Genomic DNA, 14,585 nt, shown 5'->3' on the forward strand with positions numbered 1-14,585 from the left:
CCGCCAAATAGGGCCGGCACACAATCGTCCGCCTGCAACACATGGACATCTCGACGCCGCGCGCGGGTGTGCGCAAGCTGAGATCTCAAGACCGTCACGACGCCGCGCCGGATCGCATGTCGAGTCTCCCGACGCTTCACTTCAACACCGATCCCCTCGAACCCGCGCAGGCCTTCGCCGCCTGGCGCGATCTGATGGCACCCATCGTTCGGATCGAGCAGATCAAAGGGGCTCCGGTGCCGCGCGGGAACCCGTCCTGCACGGTCCTGGGGGACATCCTCGCCAGCCGGATGGTCTTCTCGGCCCAGCACATGGTCCGCGATCGCCGCCACGCCGCGGCGACGCCGGATCACTTCACGTTCATGCTCTACGTGTCGGGTGGCCTGTCCGGGGACGTCGCGGGCAGCCCGGTGGTGCAGCAGCGCAACCGGATTATGGCCGCCAATATGGGCCGGGAACTCGATGCCCGCGGGGTGAGCTCCAGCGCGATCGGGCTGACCATCCCGCGACGCCTGCTGGCCGACTGCGCGGTCGAGCGGATCCCGATCTTCCTCGACAGGGAGCGGAACCGTCTGCTCGTCGCCCGGCTGCACGCCCTGTACCGCCGGCTGCCGACGGCCACCGCCGACGACGAGCCGGCGATCGCGGGTGAGTTGACCGGTTTCGTCCGCCGCCTGTTTGATCCGTCCGCGGCCTCGGACGTGCTGCAGGGCCCGGAATTGGATGCCGGCTTCGTCGCCCTCGTCGAGCGCCTGATGGATCTCCACCTGGCCTCGCCCGACCTATCGCCGGACCGCCTCGCCGACGGGGTGGGCGTCTCGCGGACCGTGCTGTACCGCGCCTTCCAGAACGTCGGCGGCGTCATGCACCGCGTCTGGGAGAAGCGGTTGGAGGCGATCCGGATCGCCCTGGAGGATCCGCTCGAGACGCGGGCGCTCGTGCGCCTGGCGAGCGAGCACGGCTTCAAGGATCCCGCCCACCTGAGCCGCGCCTTCCGCGCTCGATTCGGGGTGACGCCGCGGGAATGGCGCCAGACGCGGAGGCCCCACGGCACCCGGACGTTCGAGCGGACGCCCGCCCAGGCCCACGCCTGGTACGAGCGTCTGGGCCAGCGCTGACGCGCCCGCTCCACCGAGGACGGCCCGACACGCGATCCGGCGCTGGCGAGGCCGCCGGTGAGGCCACGGGCGGTCCGCGACGCGGCTCGCGTCGAGAAACCTTGCGGATGTGTATCCACCGTATGATCGTATACAGCGTTGTGCGCGCGACAAACGGCTGCAATTGCCGCGCGATGATGCGAAGCTAGCTTGGCTGGACGGGGTATCGGGATTCTGTGAGGAGTCGGGGACGTTGCTTCAGTCTGGGGATGGGTTGCGGGCGCTGACCGGACGCCGGGTGGCCGTGGTCGGGGCCGGACCGGGCGGACTGGCCGCCGCCCTACTGCTCGCGCGGGCCGGGATCCACGTCACCATTTTCGAGAAGGACCCGCAGGTCGGGGGTCGGACGAAGACCGTCGAGGCTCCCGGCGGTTACCGGTTCGATATCGGCCCGACGTTCTTCCTCTATCCACAGATTCTTGCGGATATTTTCGCGAGCTGCGGCGAACGGCTGGAAGACCACGTCAAGCTCGAGCGGCTCGACCCGCAGTACCACCTCGTGTTCGAGGGCGCGGAGGGGATCTCGGGAACGATCCGCGCGACCGGCGACGTCGAGCGCCTGGAGCGCGAGGTCGCCCGCCTCGCGCCGGACGACGCCAAGAACGTCAAGGCCTTCTTCTCCGAGAACCGGACCAAGCTGAACTACTTCAAGCCGGTCCTGGAACAGGCCTTCCACACCCTGCGCAGCATGGCGAGCCCGGCCATGCTGGCCGCCCTGCCCTACCTGCATCCGGGCCGGAGCGTGGACCGAGACCTCAAGCGCCACTTCGCCGACCCGCGGGTGCGCCTCGCCTTCTCGTTTCAGACCAAGTACCTCGGCATGTCGCCGTTCCGGTGCCCGAGCCTGTTCACCATCCTGTCGTTCCTCGAATACGAGCACGGGGTCTATCACCCGGTGGGCGGCTGCGGCGCCGTCTCCGAGGCGATGGCGGGCTTGGCCGGCCGCATGGGCGTGGACCTCCGGCTCAACAGCAACGTCGAGGAGGTGCTGTTCGACGGCAAGCGCGCCACTGGATTGGTGGCGGACGGCGAGACTTTCAACGCCGACGCGGTGCTGATCAACGGTGACTTCGCGAAGGTCGTGCGCGCCCTCGTCCCGGAGCGGCACCGGCCGCGCTGGCGCGACGCCAAGATCCGGAAGGCTCGGCTCTCCTGCTCGACCTTCATGCTATATCTCGGCCTCGAGGGGAAAATGCCCGACAGCCTCGGGCATCACACGATCCTCTTGGCCGACGGCTACGAGAAGAACATCCGCGAGATCACGGAGGGCACGCTGCCGATGCAGCCGTCCCTGTACGTGCAGCACGCGGGCTACACGGATGGCGGCATGGCGCCGCCCGGACACACAGCCCTCTACGTGCTGGTGCCGGTGCCCAACCTGAAGGCGGGGATCGACTGGGCGGCGATGCGGGAGACCTACCGCGCCCTGGTCCTGGAACGGCTGAAGCTCCTCGGAATCGACGATCTCGAGTCCCGCATCCGCTACGAGCGGATCATCGACCCGACCCAGTGGGAGGAGGATTTCGCCGTCCACGAGGGCGCCACCTTCAACCTCGCCCACGACCTGATGCAGATGCTGTATTTCCGGCCGCACAATCGTTTCGGACCGGGGCTCTACATCGTCGGTGGCGGCACCCATCCGGGCTCGGGCCTGCCGGTGATCTACGAAGGAGCCCGCATATCGGCCCGGCTGCTGATCGAGGAGCTTGCCGGTGCCCGCGCCGCCGCCGCGGCCGGCATCCCCGACACCGCCCCGCTGGCCACCTCCAGCGAGGCCTCGTGAGCGCGGCGACCGACCGGAGCCTTCTCCGGAGGCCGAGAGGACGCGTGACGGTTGCCGTGGCGGCCTGGTTCTGCGCCGCGGCCGTGCCGGCATGGGCCGCCGCCGTCCAGGTCGAGGTCGACGGCATCGAGCCCGGGGGCGGCCAGGTGCGCGTCGCGCTCTGTCAGGGCGGTCTCTCGGAGACGTCGTGTCTCAGGGGGGACGACGCGCCGGCCACCACTGACCGGGCGCGGTTCACCTTCCGGGATGTCCCGCCGGGAACCTACGCGGTGGCAGCCTACCAGGACGCCAACGGCAACGGGCGCCTCGACCGCACCGGCCTCGGCCTGCCGCTCGAGCCCTACGGCTTCTCGGGGGCCGTCGGGCGGCGAGCGCGACCCGACTTCGCCGAGGCGGCCTTCGCCCTCCGGGAGCCCGGCGCCGCCGTACGGGTGCGCCTCGGCCGTGCCCTGCCGGGTCGGTGAACCGATGGACGCCCCCCTCGTCCGGCTCGCGGGCGTCGGCCTCGACCTCCGCGGCCGACGGGTGCTGGATCAGGTCGATCTCGACCTCGGCACTGGCGACACCTTGGCGCTGCTTGGACCGAACGGGGCCGGTAAGTCCTCGCTGATGCGCCTCGTGGCGGGGCGGCTCGCGCCCAGTGCGGGCTCGGTGCGCGTGGCCGGAGCGGACCCGTACCGCGCGGGACAGGCCCGCCGCGCCATCGGATGGGTGCCGCAGGAGATCGCCCTCTATCCGCGGCTGACCGTATCGGAGAATCTCGGCGTGTTCGGGCAGCTGGCGGGGGTTTCCCGCCGCGACCGGAAGGCGGCCGTGGAGGCCGCCCTGGCCATGGCCGACATCGGCGACGTGGCTCGGCGCCCGGTCGGCGTCCTGTCGGGCGGGTACCGGCGCCGGGTGAACATCGCCGCGAGCCTGATGAACCGGCCCCGGCTGGTGCTCCTCGACGAGCCGACCAGCGGCGTCGACCTCGCCGCGCGGGCCGCGATCCACGCGGTGCTCGATCGCCTGAAGGCCGCCGGCACCGCGATCCTGATTGCCACCCACGATTTCGCCGAGGCGGAACGCCTCGCCTCCCGGGTCGCGTTCCTGGCCCAGGGCCGGGTCGTGCGTGCCGGCCGTCTCGCCGACCTGCTCGCGCAGTTGCGCACGGGCGCGCCCGAGCGGGAGCTGAGCCTCACCGGCCCGGTGACGGGACAGGCCGAGGGCGTGCTGCGCCGGGCCGGCTTCGTGCCCGCCGAGGCTGGCGGCCTCGTCTGGCGGTCGGTCGAACGGGCCGGCCTCGACGGCGCGGCGCTGCTCGGCGCCCTGCGCGCCCAGAACGTGCCGGTGGCCGAGATCCGGGTGCGGGCGCCGCGGCTGGAGACGCTCTATCTCGACGCCCTCCGCCCGCGGGAACTGACGGATCCCGAAGCCACCCCGCTCCGGGTCGGGGCCGCCGGATGATCGCTGCCGCCTTCCGGGTGATGCTCCTGACCCTCCTGCGCGACCGGGCCGCGCTGGTGATGGCTTTCGTGCTGCCGACCGTGATCTTCTCGATCTTCGCGGCGATCTTCTCCGGTGCGATCGGCGACCGGATCCGCATCCATCTCGGCTTGGCCGACCTCGTCCACACCGCGGCAACACAGCGCCTCGCCGACGCGCTCGCGGCCGATCCCTCGCTCCGGGTGACGCGGCTGCCCGCGCCCGACATCGACGCCGTGGCGCAGGCGGTGCGGGCCGGCGAGGTCGACGTGGCGCTGGTCCTGCGTGGAGACCTGATCGCCGCCCCTGCTGAGGCCGCGCCCGGTTCCGCGGACCAGCCGGTGGTGCTGGTCGAGAACCCCGCCAAGGCGCTGGCGACACCGATCGCCCTCGGCCAGCTCCAGCGGGTCCTGAACGAGGCGCTGCCCGACGTGGTCCTGTCGCGGGTCGTCGCCGACGTCGAGCGCACGGGCAAGATCGGTCCAGACGAGCGCCGGTTCCTCGACGAGGCCTTCGCCGAGCAGCGTGCCAAGAAGGAACCGTTCAGCTTCGCCTCCCTGGTGGAGCGCCGCAGCACCGCGTCCGGGACCGCCAATGCCCGGGTGAGCTACTACGCCGGCGCGATCACCGCGGTGTTCCTGCTCTTCGCCGCCATGCAGGGCGCCATGTCCCTGGTCGAGGAGCGCGAGACGGGCCTCACCGAGCGGCTGATGGCCGGGCCGGGTGGATTGCCCGTCGTGGTGCTCGGAAAGTTCGCCTTCCTGACGCTGCAGGGGCTCGTCCAGGCCGGACTGATCTTCCTGGCCGCTGCGCTTCTCTACGGCGTCGAGATCGGTCCGCACTGGCCGGCCTTCCTAACCGCCTGCCTGCTGGTCTCCGCGATGGCGGCCGGTCTGGCGCTCGCGGCCTGCGCGCTCGCGGCCTCGCGCCAGCAGGCGCATCTCGCCTCGACCTTCGGGGTGCTGCTGCTCTCGGCGGTCGGAGGCTCGATGGTCCCGCGGTTCCTGATGCCGCCCTGGCTGCAGCAGGCCGGATGGCTCACCCCGAACGCCTGGGCGATCGAGGCCTACCAGAGCGCCCTGGGCGAGGGCTTCTCCGCCGCGGCCCCGGCCCTGGGCGTCCTGGCGGCGCTGACCCTGGCCGGTCTCGCGTTCGCCCTCGCGTTGGCGGCGCGGCGGACGGCCTAGGTCCCGGCGTCCCGACCCGGACGGCGCTACTCCACGTAGACGCCGGCACCGACCAGCGCCTCCACGCCGGCCACGCGCGTCGCGCAGACGTAGCTCCATTTCACGCTCGGCGCCGACTGGCCGGGCTTCGGGAACATGTAGTCGACCCATCCGGCCCCGAACCGCGTGACGGCGTCGATGAAATCGTGGTGGAACTGCTTCCCGTCGGCGTCGCGCTCGTGGAGCAGGTCGTGGCCCTCGCGATTCGGATGGGCGGCGTTGAAGAGGACGATCCCCCGCAGGTCGACGACGAACAGGTAGACGTCCCCGTATCGCCAGGTGCTCCCCTTGCGCCGGAACGCGTCGAACGCCCGCGCGCCCTCGGCCTCCAGCATGTCGGCCGCCCTGTTGACCAGGGCCTCGATCTCGGCCGCCTGGTGCAACGGCGGGGGTGCTCGCCGGGCGGTGGCCGGGATGGCCAACCCCAGGACGAGCAGCACGATCCCGACCAGCAGGGTTCTCGACAGGCCGTCGCACCGCCGCGTCACCGGCAGGCGGGGATCTGCGCGCCTCGCGTGGCTCGCCCGATCCTCCGGGGAAGCCTTAGGAATGCGCCTCGATGCCATGGCCCGCGTACCCGCCGCGCCGCCGGAGGAAGAGCAGCCAGTTCCGCTTCCGCGGAGGGGACGGAGGTGGGGACGGGCCGACCGCGTTGGGCAGGGCCAGGAACGCCAGCCGCCTGCGGTGCCGCTCGATGATGCGGTCGAGGTTCCGCAGCGCCGCGAGGCCCTGGTTCGCCATCAGGCAGTGCCCCTCGCAGGCACCTCTCCGGTCCAGGTCGGCAACGATGTTCTCCGCGTGAGCGAGGATATCCCGGGCTTCCGCGCAGTAGAGCTCCACCTCGGCGAGATCTGGCATCCTGTCCTCCGCGCTGATCGTTCCTCGGAGTCCGAGACGGCAGGGGTAAACCCGGCCTCGCGGGGCGCATCACCCGTTTGGAGGAGTCGGGCCAGATTTCAGCGGCCGCCTCCCGCGACGATCCGCGCCGTTCCTGCGACGCGGTGTGCACCGACATAGAGGCGCCTCCGCTACGGCCGCGCTCCCCGGTATCCCGCATGCTCCGCCTGCTCATCGCCGACGGCAACGATCGCGCTGCCCGCGACCGCCACGTCGCGGCCACCGGACGAACCTCGGCCGAGTCCTACGCGGCGGTGGTGCGGGACCTCGCGCCGGGCTCCGTCTGCCGGCACGTCAACGCCGCCGACGCCGACGCGGCCCTGCCGGCGGGTCTCGCGGAGTTCGATGGCCTGATCTTCACCGGCTCGACCCTCAAGGTCTCGGAGGGCACGCCGGCCGTGAACCGGCAGCTCGACCTGATGCGCGCGGCCTTCGAGGCCGGGCGCGCGGTCTTCGGCTCGTGCTGGGGAGTGCAGGTCGCCGCCACGGTGGCGGGCGGGCGCGCCGCCGAGAATCCCCGCGGGCCGGAATACGGCTTCGCCCGGGCGATCACCCCGACCGAGGAGGGCCGGACTCACGCTCTGCTGGCCGGCCGTCCGGCGACCTGGGATGCCCCGGCGATCCACTCCGACGCCGTCCTAGAGCCGCCCCTGGGCGCCCGCGTACTCGCCGGCAACCGCGTTCTCGGCATCCAGGCCCTCGAGATCCGCCGGGATCGCGGCTGGTTCTGGGGAACGCAGTATCATCCCGAGCTCGACCTCGACGAGCTGGCCGCGATGCTGCGCCTCTGCGACACCGCCATTGTCGAGGCGGGACTCGCCGAGAACTCGCGGGCCGTGGCCGCCTATGCCGACGAAGTCGCGACGCTCCAGGGCCACGACCCGGAGACCGCGCGCCGCCTGGCCTGGCGTCACGGCGTCGGGCCCGAAGTGCTGGAGGCCGGGCTCCGCCGGCGGGAGATCGGGAACTTCCTGGCGCGCCTGTCCACAGGCGAGCGCCGCCACTAGGCGACCGCGACCGGGTGGCGCGTTGACCCGCCCGGCCCCAGGTCTAGCTTCGCTCTGCGGGCCACGCCTTCCTCGGCCCGGGGAGCCAGCCAGCAGGATGAGCCAGGATTCCACGGTCGCCGTCATCGGCAGCGGGCTCGGCGGACTCGCCGCCGCGTGCGTCGCCGCCGCGCGGGGCCACCGCGTGACGGTCTACGACAAGAACGGCTGGCTCGGCGGAAAGGCGGCGGTGCTCCACGAGGGCGGCTTCCGCTTCGACATGGGGCCGACGATCCTGACCGTGCCCCGGGTGCTGGAGCGGATCTTCGCGGAGTCCGGCCGCTCGGTCCACGACTACATGGACCTGCGCCGCCTGGACCCGCAGTGGCGCTGCTTCTTCGACGACGGCACGCATATCGACCTGATGCAGGACGTCGAGCGGATGGCCGGCGACATGGAGCGCTTCGCCCCCGGCACCGGCGAGGGCTACAAGAAGTTCATCACCATCTCCGAGCATCTTCACGGCGTGTCCGAGAAATTCTTCTTCTGGAAGCCGGTCGAGGACCTGTTCGACACGATCAACATCCGCGCCAACATGAACCCGGGCACGCTGCGCGACGTACTGTCACTCCGCATGCACGCCTCGGTGGCCTCGACGATCCGCGGCAAGGTCAAGGACGCGCGGCTCGCGCAGATGCTCGACCACTTCGTGCAGTATGTCGGCTCCTCGCCCTACGGCGCGCCGGCGGTGCTCTGCGCCATCGCCCACATGCAGACGGCCGACGGCGTCTGGTACCCGATGGGCGGCACCCGCGCCGTCGCCGAGGGGCTGGCGAAGCTTGCCCAGGAACTCGGCGCCACGTGCAAGACCGACACCGAGGTGACCGGGATCGAGACCGCCAACGGCGCGGTCCGGGGCGTGCGGACGGCCGCGGGGGTCACGCCCTACGACGCCGTGATCTCCAACATGGACTCGGTCCGCACCTACCGCGAGCTCGTGGGCGGCGAGGCCGCCAAGGCCTACGCCAAGAAGAACCCCGAACCGGCCTGCTCGGGCGTGGTGCTCTATCTCGGCCTGAACAAGCGCTACGAGCACCTCAACCACCACGACTTCGTCTTCTCCCGCGACCCGGAGGAGGAGTTCGACTACATCTACAACAAGGGCGAGCCTGCCCCGGACCCCACCGCCTATCTGGCAGCTCCCTCCTCCACCGATCCGAGCGTGGCGCCCGAGGGCGGCGAGGCGCTCTACGTCCTCGTGCACACGCCGTATCTGCGGCCGCACCACGACTGGCGTCCGGACGGGCCGCTGTTCCAGAACTACCGCCGCACGATCCTCGACAAGCTCAAGCGCACCGCCGGCATGCCGGACCTCGAAGAGCGTATCGTCGTCGAGCGCCACCTCACGCCGCAGGACATCCACGAGCGCTACAAGGTCCTGAACGGCGCGATCTACGGCCTAGCCTCCCACGGGCGCGTGATGGGGGCGTTCAAGCCCGGCAACCGGTCGCGGCAGGTGCGCGGCCTCTACCTCGCGGGCGGCGCCGCCCATCCGGGGCCCGGCATGCCGATGGTGATGATGTCGGGCTGGATCGCCGCCGACGCGCATGACCAGGACGCGCGCGGCGCCCTGCGCGCCTCGGCGTGACCGCGACGCCGCCATCTCCGCCCCCCGGTGCGGGGGGCGCGAGAGGCGCGCACGGCGCCCCCCTGCCCTCGGTCTCGCCCCGGATCCGCGCCTTTATGGTGGCGTGGTTCGAGCGATACCTGCACCGCCACCTCGACGCCCTGCGGCTGCCCCTCTGGAGCACGCCACCTGACGCGAACCATCCCGGCGCGATCGTGGTCTACTGCAACCATCCGGCTTGGTGGGACGCCGCGCTGATCATCGTGCTGGGCGGCCGGCTCTATCCGGAGCGGGCGAGCCGCGCGCCGTTCGACGCCGCGATGCTGGCGCGCTACCGCATCTTCGAGCGGATCGGGGCCTTCGGCGTCGACCTCGACAGCCCGCGCGGGGCGGCGCAGTTCCTGGCCGCCGCACGGTCGATCCTCGGAGCCCCCGACGGCATGCTCTGGATCACCGCGCAGGGCCGCTTCGCCGATGCCCGCGCGCGGCCGCTGGCCCTCCGTCCCGGCGTCGCGCGGCTCGCCGAGATCGCCCCCGACGCGCTCTTCGTCCCGCTCGCCGTCGAGTACACCTTCTGGGACGAGCGCGGCGCGGGAGCCTTCGCGGCCTTCGGGCCGGGGATCGCCGGATCCGAACTCGCCGCGCTCCCGCGCGATCAGCGCCTCGCGCGCCTTGAATCCGAACTGACCCGAACCCTCGACCGCCTGAGCGCCGACGTGATCAGCCGGGAGCCCGGACGCTTCCGCACGCTGGTTTCCGGCCGGAAGGGCGTCGGCGGCCTCTACGACCTGTGGCGGCGCCTGTCGGCCCGGCTCTCCGGCCGCCGGTTCGATCCGGCGCACCGCGCCGCGGGCGGCCAGGATCGCGCCGGATGAGACCGCCCGCGCGCGCCAGATCCCGCCCGATCCCCTATCGTGGCGCGCTCCCCTGCCGGCGCAGACGATGACCGACTCGATCCTCACGGCCCTGGCGTACCTCTGCCTCGCCACCGCCCTCCTGCCGGCCATCCTGGCGGCGGTGAATCTCGCGGTCCTGCGCCAGCCCGCGGTGGAGGCCGGGGCCGGTCTCGTCTCGATCCTGATCCCGGCGCGCAACGAGGCCGGCAACATCGACGCCACCGTGCGGGCGGCGCTCGCCAGCGCCGCGGTCCCGGTGGAGGTGATCGTCGGCGACGACCATTCCACCGACGCGACCGCCGAGATCGTGCGCGCCGTCGGCGACCCGCGCCTGCGTCTCGTCCCGGTGCCGGCCCTGCCCGACGGATGGACGGGCAAGAACCACGCCTGCAGCCACATGGCCGGGCTCGCCCGCGGCGACCACCTGCTGTTCATCGACGCCGATGTGCGCCTCGAGGCCGGGGCAGCCGCCGCCCTCGCGGCGCAGGCTCGCCGCACCGGCGCGGCCCTCGTCAGCGGCGTGCCCCGGCAGCGGACCGACACGGTGGGTGAGATGCTGACGGTGCCGATGATCGACTTCCTGCTCCTCGGCTTCCTGCCCGTGCCACTGATGCGCCGCCTGTCCGACCCGTCGCTCGGCGCGGCCTGCGGTCAACTGATCCTGATGGATCGGGGGGCCTACGCGGCCACCGGTGGCCACGGCGCGATCCGCACCTCCCTGCACGACGGAGTCCGCCTGCCCCGCTTGTTCCGGGCCGCGGGCTACCGGACGGATCTCGTGGCCGCCGCCGCGCTGGCCACCTGCCGGATGTACGACGGCTTCGCCCAGGCCTGGGCCGGCTTCTCCAAGAACGCCCACGAGGGCATGGCCACGCCCCGCGCCCTTCCGATCTGGACCTTGCTCCTCGGCTGCGGTCAGATCCTGCCGCCGCTCCTCGTCCTGGCCGGGCTGCTCGGGCTGCTGCCGGCCTCCGCCCTGACCCCGGCCGCCCTGGCCCTCGGCCTGTCCCTGGCGACCCGAACGGCCGTCACCGTCGCGGTCCGGGCCCCGTGGGCGACGATCCCGCTCCACCCCGCGGCGGTCGCGGTGGCCCTGGCGATCCAGTGGAACGTGCTCCTGCGCCGCGAACGGGCCGGCGCGGCGATCTGGAAGGGCCGCAGCTATCCGGTGAGCGGCGGCTGACCCGCGCGGGCCGGCGGAACGAGCGTCGCCGGCCCGCACCGCGCTTCAGGGCTGGGACGGCTGGCACGGATCGGTGGAGCGGGCCTTTCCGACCTGCGGCTTCAGCGAGACGATGAGCTGCACGTTCGGCACGTCGCCGACCTGCCGGGTCAGGTGTCCGACATGGCCCTCAGGCCCCTGTGGTGTCGATCCCATATCGGCGTTGAATTCCACCTCGCCGGGGCCCTGCTCCAGCACCGACCCGTCCGTAGCCTCCACGGACCAGCGGCCCGACAGGGTGATCACCCATTGGGGACCCGGCGCCGTGTGCCACGTACCGACATAGCCGACCGGCAGGACCGCGTACTTGATCGACGTCACCTCACCCGGCGGAAAGCCGACATATTGCGGCGCTGCCGGAGGCGCGTAGCTCTTGAAGATGAAGTTCTTCAGGTCGCAATACTGGACATGGCTGTGGCCCTTGTCGTCGGCATAGAGGACACCGTACCGCAAGGCGGGCGGATCGGCCGATGCGAGGCCGGCGGGACCGGACGGCGCCGGCGCGACGGTCATTAGCGGCTCGCTCTTCGGTGCCCCGGCCGCTTGCGCATGCACGGCGCCCGCGACTGCGGCGAGCAGGACCAAACCCAACCGTCCTGCATTCCTGAAACGTCCCATGATTTTCCTCCGCGTCGCATCGCGTGCGGTGTACGCACGGAGGTTTTCTAGCCAAGCACACCAGATGAATTCAATCTTCTACTCCAATCGCTCAGTATAAATTCTCGTTCTATAATTCAAGATCGGATATTTTTCGCATAGATTCGTATATTTATGTCTTTTTAATTCGACTCCACGACTACGCCAATGGCACCAGTGTCCGACGAGCCATTGTGGCGCCCGCACCGACGGCAAAGCGCGCTTGTCCACAGCCGTCTGGACCCTGTCCGGCACACTCGCGGAACCGGCCGGAAGGGTCAGGGTGGGAAGCAGCGCGGCGCAGTCTGCCGGATCAGTCCGCCTGGGTCCCGTTCTCGGACGGCTCACCGGGCTGCGTCTCCGCCAGGATCCAGGCGGCCGTGTCGGCGTCCGCCCCGGCGACCGGCAGATGCAGGATGATCGGCGTGTCGTAGGGATGGCGGGCCTTCAGCGCGACCGCCAGCGCGTCGGCCAGACCTTCGCGGCTCTTGAGGATGGCGGCGACTTCGGCACCGCGCTCCACCGCACCCTTCCAGCTGTAGACGGACTGCATGCCAGGCAGCACGTTGATGCAGGCGATGAGGCGCTCGCGGACCAGCGCCTCGCCGATGTTCAGCGCCGAGGCGAGGTCGGGAAAGGTGGTGTAGACGAGGAGCGGACGCTCCATGCTATGCCTCCAATTGCGCGTGTGCTCGCGGAGTGAGGCGCATGCCGGGCAAGGACGTCAACCGGGCGGTTCGCTCGTCAGACTGGAGCCGTGACGTGAACCCTGAGGCGATCCCGACGCGCCTGCGCGGCTGCGCCTGATCCATGCCGCGTTTCCAGAAGATCGCCTTCGTGGCGAGCCCGACCGGCTACGCCCGCGAGGCCGCGGCCGCCCTGATGCGGCGCTACGACCACGTCCCGCCCGAGGAGGCCGACGTCGTCGTGGCCCTGGGCGGTGACGGCCTGATGCTCCAGGTGCTGCACCGCTTCATGGACCACCCGAAGCCGATCTACGGGATGAACCGCGGCACGGTCGGCTTCCTGATGAACGAGTTCCGCGACGACGACCTCCTGGAGCATCTGGAGAACGCCCAGCGCAGCGTCATCCACCCGCTGGTGATGGACGTGCTCGACACGGAGGGCCGATCCCACCGGGCGCGGGCGATCAACGAGGTCTACCTGCTGCGCCAGACCCACCAGACCGCCAAACTGAAGATCGCCGTCGACGGCAATGTCCGGCTCGACCTGCTGATCGCCGACGGCGTGCTCGTCGCCACCGCGGCGGGCTCCACGGCCTACAACCTGTCGGTCGGGGGACCGATCCTGCCGCTCGACGCCAAGCTTCTGGCGCTGACACCGATCTCGGCCTTCCGCCCCCGGCGCTGGCGCGGCGCACTTCTGCCGGACTACGCCCGGATCCGGATCGACGTCCTCGACGCCCCCCACCGCCCGGTCGCGGCGGTGGCCGATCACACGGAGTTCCGCCGGGTCTGCACGGTGGAGACCTCCCTCGACCGCGCCACCGAGCTCGTGCTGCTGCACGATCCCGGCCACAGCCTCGACGAGCGCATCCTGCGGGAGCAATTCGGGTGAGTCTGCACATCCGGGCCGCGCAGGCGGCCGACCACGCGGCCATCACCGGCATCATCGTGCCGACCATCCGGGCCGGTGAGACCTACGCGCTGGACCGCGACCTCGGCGAGGCCGAGGCCCTCGCGTACTGGACCGGCCCTGACCGCGAGACCTTCGTGGCCGAGGAGGCAGGGACGGTGCTCGGCACGTACTACCTGCGCGCGAACCAGGCTGGCGGGGGCGCCCATGTCGCCAATTGCGGCTTCATGACGGGAGCGGCCGCCCTCGGCCGCGGGGTCGCGCGGGCCATGTGCGCGCACGCCCTCGACCGGGCGCGGGCGCGGGGCTTCGCGGCGATGCAGTTCAACTTCGTGGTGAGCACCAACGCCCGGGCCGTCCGGCTCTGGGAGAGCTTCGGCTTCGACGTGGTCGGCCGGCTGCCGGGCGCCTTCCGGCACCCGACGCTCGGGCCGGTCGACGCGCTGGTGATGTTCCGGACGCTCTGAGGCGCCCGGATCAGGCCTGCGGGGCCGCGACGAGGTCACCCTCGCGGATCGCCCGCTCGCCGGTCTTCGTCCGGATCCGATAGCTCGGCTCGCCAGTCTGATCCGCCGGCATCAGCCGCAGGATCTCGAACACCTCGGCCTCGCCCGTCTCGCCCGGGATGCCCAGGCGGGACCGGCAGACGCGCTCGCCGACCTTGAACTTGTGGGACATGCCGAGCTCCTGGACGGGCATCGCTGCGGAACGCGCCTCAGCGCTTCTTCTGAGCCTTCGCCTTGCGGGCGAGATAGCGCGCGTCGCGCTGGGCCTTCTGCTCGGCCTGCAAGGCCTTGGCGCGCTCCTGGGCGGCCAGCTGCTCGGCGTGCTTGCGCTCGATCTCGGCGAGGCGTTCCGCCTCGGCGAGGGCGGCGGCGCGCTCGATCTCGGCCTGACGCTGGGCGGCGCGCTCGGCAGCGCGGACTTCGCGGGCATCGACCACAGCGCGGCGGGCGGATTGGCGGGCGAGGACGGCCGGGTCGTCGGCGGACGGGCGGGCCCGGAACCGGGCCAGCATCTCGGAGCGCGCCTTGGCGGCGGTCTCGAGGCGATCGGCGACACCCTGCTTGTTCAAAAAGCTCACAGACACTCCTG

Annotated in this window: 17 protein-coding genes; 11 read left to right on the forward strand and 6 right to left on the reverse strand. The window is 71.5% G+C overall.

Features of this window, described 5'->3' with window-relative positions; translation table 11 throughout:
- Positions 1-116 precede the first annotated feature (116 nt).
- The 5 genes from H288_RS0101655 (at position 117) to H288_RS0101675 (ending at position 5,591) form a co-directional block, all read left to right on the forward strand.
- Positions 117-1,118, forward strand: coding sequence for a helix-turn-helix domain-containing protein (locus H288_RS0101655; RefSeq protein ID WP_020090852.1), 1,002 nt, complete (start codon positions 117-119; stop codon positions 1,116-1,118).
- A 232-nt stretch (positions 1,119-1,350) separates the two neighbouring features.
- Positions 1,351-2,940 (forward strand): phytoene desaturase family protein, encoded by a 1,590-nt coding sequence (gene crtI, locus H288_RS0101660; protein ID WP_026604568.1) that lies wholly within the window; start codon positions 1,351-1,353, stop codon positions 2,938-2,940.
- A gap of 44 nt (positions 2,941-2,984) precedes the next feature.
- Positions 2,985-3,404: a DUF2141 domain-containing protein gene (locus tag H288_RS0101665; protein WP_020090854.1), complete on the forward strand. Its 420-nt coding sequence runs from the start codon at positions 2,985-2,987 to the stop codon at positions 3,402-3,404.
- A 4-nt stretch (positions 3,405-3,408) separates the two neighbouring features.
- On the forward strand, positions 3,409-4,386 hold the full coding sequence (locus tag H288_RS0101670) for an ABC transporter ATP-binding protein (protein ID WP_020090855.1): 978 nt from the start codon (positions 3,409-3,411) through the stop codon (positions 4,384-4,386).
- Entirely contained in the window at positions 4,383-5,591 is a 1,209-nt protein-coding gene (locus H288_RS0101675) for an ABC transporter permease (protein ID WP_020090856.1), read from the forward strand. The genes H288_RS0101670 and H288_RS0101675 overlap by 4 nt, the downstream gene beginning before the upstream one ends.
- 26 nt (positions 5,592-5,617) lie before the next feature.
- Here the strand turns inward: H288_RS0101675 and H288_RS0101680 are convergent, their stop codons facing one another.
- Positions 5,618-6,118 carry a cache domain-containing protein gene (locus H288_RS0101680; RefSeq protein WP_020090857.1) on the reverse strand — a complete coding sequence of 167 codons (501 nt, stop codon included), beginning with the start codon at positions 6,116-6,118 and terminating at the stop codon, positions 5,618-5,620.
- A gap of 55 nt (positions 6,119-6,173) precedes the next feature.
- Complete coding sequence (locus H288_RS0101685; protein ID WP_020090858.1) at positions 6,174-6,488, reverse strand: hypothetical protein; 315 nt, start codon at positions 6,486-6,488, stop codon at positions 6,174-6,176.
- Positions 6,489-6,685: 197 nt separating this feature from the next.
- Here H288_RS0101685 and H288_RS0101690 point away from each other — a divergent pair, with 197 nt between their 5' ends.
- The 4 genes from H288_RS0101690 to H288_RS0101705 all read left to right on the forward strand — a co-directional run bounded on the left by H288_RS0101690 (position 6,686) and on the right by H288_RS0101705 (position 11,219).
- Positions 6,686-7,534, forward strand: coding sequence for a type 1 glutamine amidotransferase (locus H288_RS0101690; RefSeq protein ID WP_020090859.1), 849 nt, complete (start codon positions 6,686-6,688; stop codon positions 7,532-7,534).
- A gap of 97 nt (positions 7,535-7,631) precedes the next feature.
- On the forward strand, positions 7,632-9,161 hold the full coding sequence (crtI, locus tag H288_RS0101695) for a phytoene desaturase family protein (RefSeq protein WP_020090860.1): 1,530 nt from the start codon (positions 7,632-7,634) through the stop codon (positions 9,159-9,161).
- 95 nt (positions 9,162-9,256) lie between these two features.
- On the forward strand, positions 9,257-10,015 hold the full coding sequence (locus tag H288_RS0101700; protein WP_020090861.1) for a lysophospholipid acyltransferase family protein: 759 nt from the start codon (positions 9,257-9,259) through the stop codon (positions 10,013-10,015).
- A gap of 67 nt (positions 10,016-10,082) precedes the next feature.
- Entirely contained in the window at positions 10,083-11,219 is a 1,137-nt protein-coding gene (locus tag H288_RS0101705; RefSeq protein WP_020090862.1) for a glycosyltransferase, read from the forward strand.
- Between the two features lie 45 nt (positions 11,220-11,264).
- On the opposite strand, the gene H288_RS0101710 is transcribed toward H288_RS0101705, so the two are convergent.
- The gene (locus tag H288_RS0101710; protein ID WP_026604572.1) at positions 11,265-11,876 is read right to left on the reverse strand and encodes a hypothetical protein; all 612 of its coding nucleotides are present in this window, start codon (positions 11,874-11,876) and stop codon (positions 11,265-11,267) included.
- Between the two features lie 331 nt (positions 11,877-12,207).
- Positions 12,208-12,561, reverse strand: coding sequence for a divalent-cation tolerance protein CutA (gene cutA / locus H288_RS0101715; RefSeq protein ID WP_020090864.1), 354 nt, complete (start codon positions 12,559-12,561; stop codon positions 12,208-12,210).
- A 143-nt stretch (positions 12,562-12,704) separates the two neighbouring features.
- On the opposite strand from cutA, the gene H288_RS0101720 reads away from it, so the two are divergent.
- Both H288_RS0101720 and H288_RS0101725 read left to right on the forward strand, forming a co-directional pair.
- A complete protein-coding gene (locus H288_RS0101720; protein ID WP_020090865.1) occupies positions 12,705-13,472 on the forward strand; it encodes an NAD kinase in 768 nt (255 codons plus the stop codon).
- A complete protein-coding gene (locus H288_RS0101725) occupies positions 13,469-13,957 on the forward strand; it encodes a GNAT family N-acetyltransferase (RefSeq protein ID WP_020090866.1) in 489 nt (162 codons plus the stop codon). The genes H288_RS0101720 and H288_RS0101725 overlap by 4 nt, the downstream gene beginning before the upstream one ends.
- A gap of 10 nt (positions 13,958-13,967) precedes the next feature.
- Here H288_RS0101725 and H288_RS0101730 read toward each other — a convergent pair whose 3' ends face one another.
- Together H288_RS0101730 and H288_RS0101735 are read right to left on the reverse strand one after the other, a co-directional pair.
- Entirely contained in the window at positions 13,968-14,168 is a 201-nt protein-coding gene (locus H288_RS0101730; protein ID WP_026604574.1) for a hypothetical protein, read from the reverse strand.
- A gap of 37 nt (positions 14,169-14,205) precedes the next feature.
- Positions 14,206-14,574, reverse strand: coding sequence for a DUF6481 family protein (locus tag H288_RS0101735; protein ID WP_026604575.1), 369 nt, complete (start codon positions 14,572-14,574; stop codon positions 14,206-14,208).
- Positions 14,575-14,585 lie beyond the last annotated feature (11 nt).

It is taken from the genome of Methylobacterium sp. 285MFTsu5.1 (genome assembly GCF_000383455.1).
GTDB lineage: Bacteria > Pseudomonadota > Alphaproteobacteria > Rhizobiales > Beijerinckiaceae > Methylobacterium.

Bases quoted from the DNA above. Each gene is read 5' to 3' on its own strand.
- H288_RS0101675 (WP_020090856.1), top strand. From the start codon at position 4,383: ATGATCGCTGCCGCCTTCCGGGTGATGCTCCTGACCCTCCTGCGCGAC.
- H288_RS0101705 (WP_020090862.1), top strand. From the start codon at position 10,083: ATGACCGACTCGATCCTCACGGCCCTGGCGTACCTCTGCCTCGCCACC.
- cutA (WP_020090864.1), bottom strand. From the start codon at position 12,561: ATGGAGCGTCCGCTCCTCGTCTACACCACCTTTCCCGACCTCGCCTCG.
- H288_RS0101700 (WP_020090861.1), top strand. From the start codon at position 9,257: ATGGTGGCGTGGTTCGAGCGATACCTGCACCGCCACCTCGACGCCCTG.
- H288_RS0101720 (WP_020090865.1), top strand. From the start codon at position 12,705: ATGCCGCGTTTCCAGAAGATCGCCTTCGTGGCGAGCCCGACCGGCTAC.
- crtI (WP_020090860.1), top strand. From the start codon at position 7,632: ATGAGCCAGGATTCCACGGTCGCCGTCATCGGCAGCGGGCTCGGCGGA.
- H288_RS0101690 (WP_020090859.1), top strand. From the start codon at position 6,686: ATGCTCCGCCTGCTCATCGCCGACGGCAACGATCGCGCTGCCCGCGAC.
- H288_RS0101655 (WP_020090852.1), top strand. From the start codon at position 117: ATGTCGAGTCTCCCGACGCTTCACTTCAACACCGATCCCCTCGAACCC.
- H288_RS0101670 (WP_020090855.1), top strand. From the start codon at position 3,409: ATGGACGCCCCCCTCGTCCGGCTCGCGGGCGTCGGCCTCGACCTCCGC.
- H288_RS0101730 (WP_026604574.1), bottom strand. From the start codon at position 14,168: ATGTCCCACAAGTTCAAGGTCGGCGAGCGCGTCTGCCGGTCCCGCCTG.
- H288_RS0101685 (WP_020090858.1), bottom strand. From the start codon at position 6,488: ATGCCAGATCTCGCCGAGGTGGAGCTCTACTGCGCGGAAGCCCGGGAT.
- H288_RS0101710 (WP_026604572.1), bottom strand. From the start codon at position 11,876: ATGGGACGTTTCAGGAATGCAGGACGGTTGGGTTTGGTCCTGCTCGCC.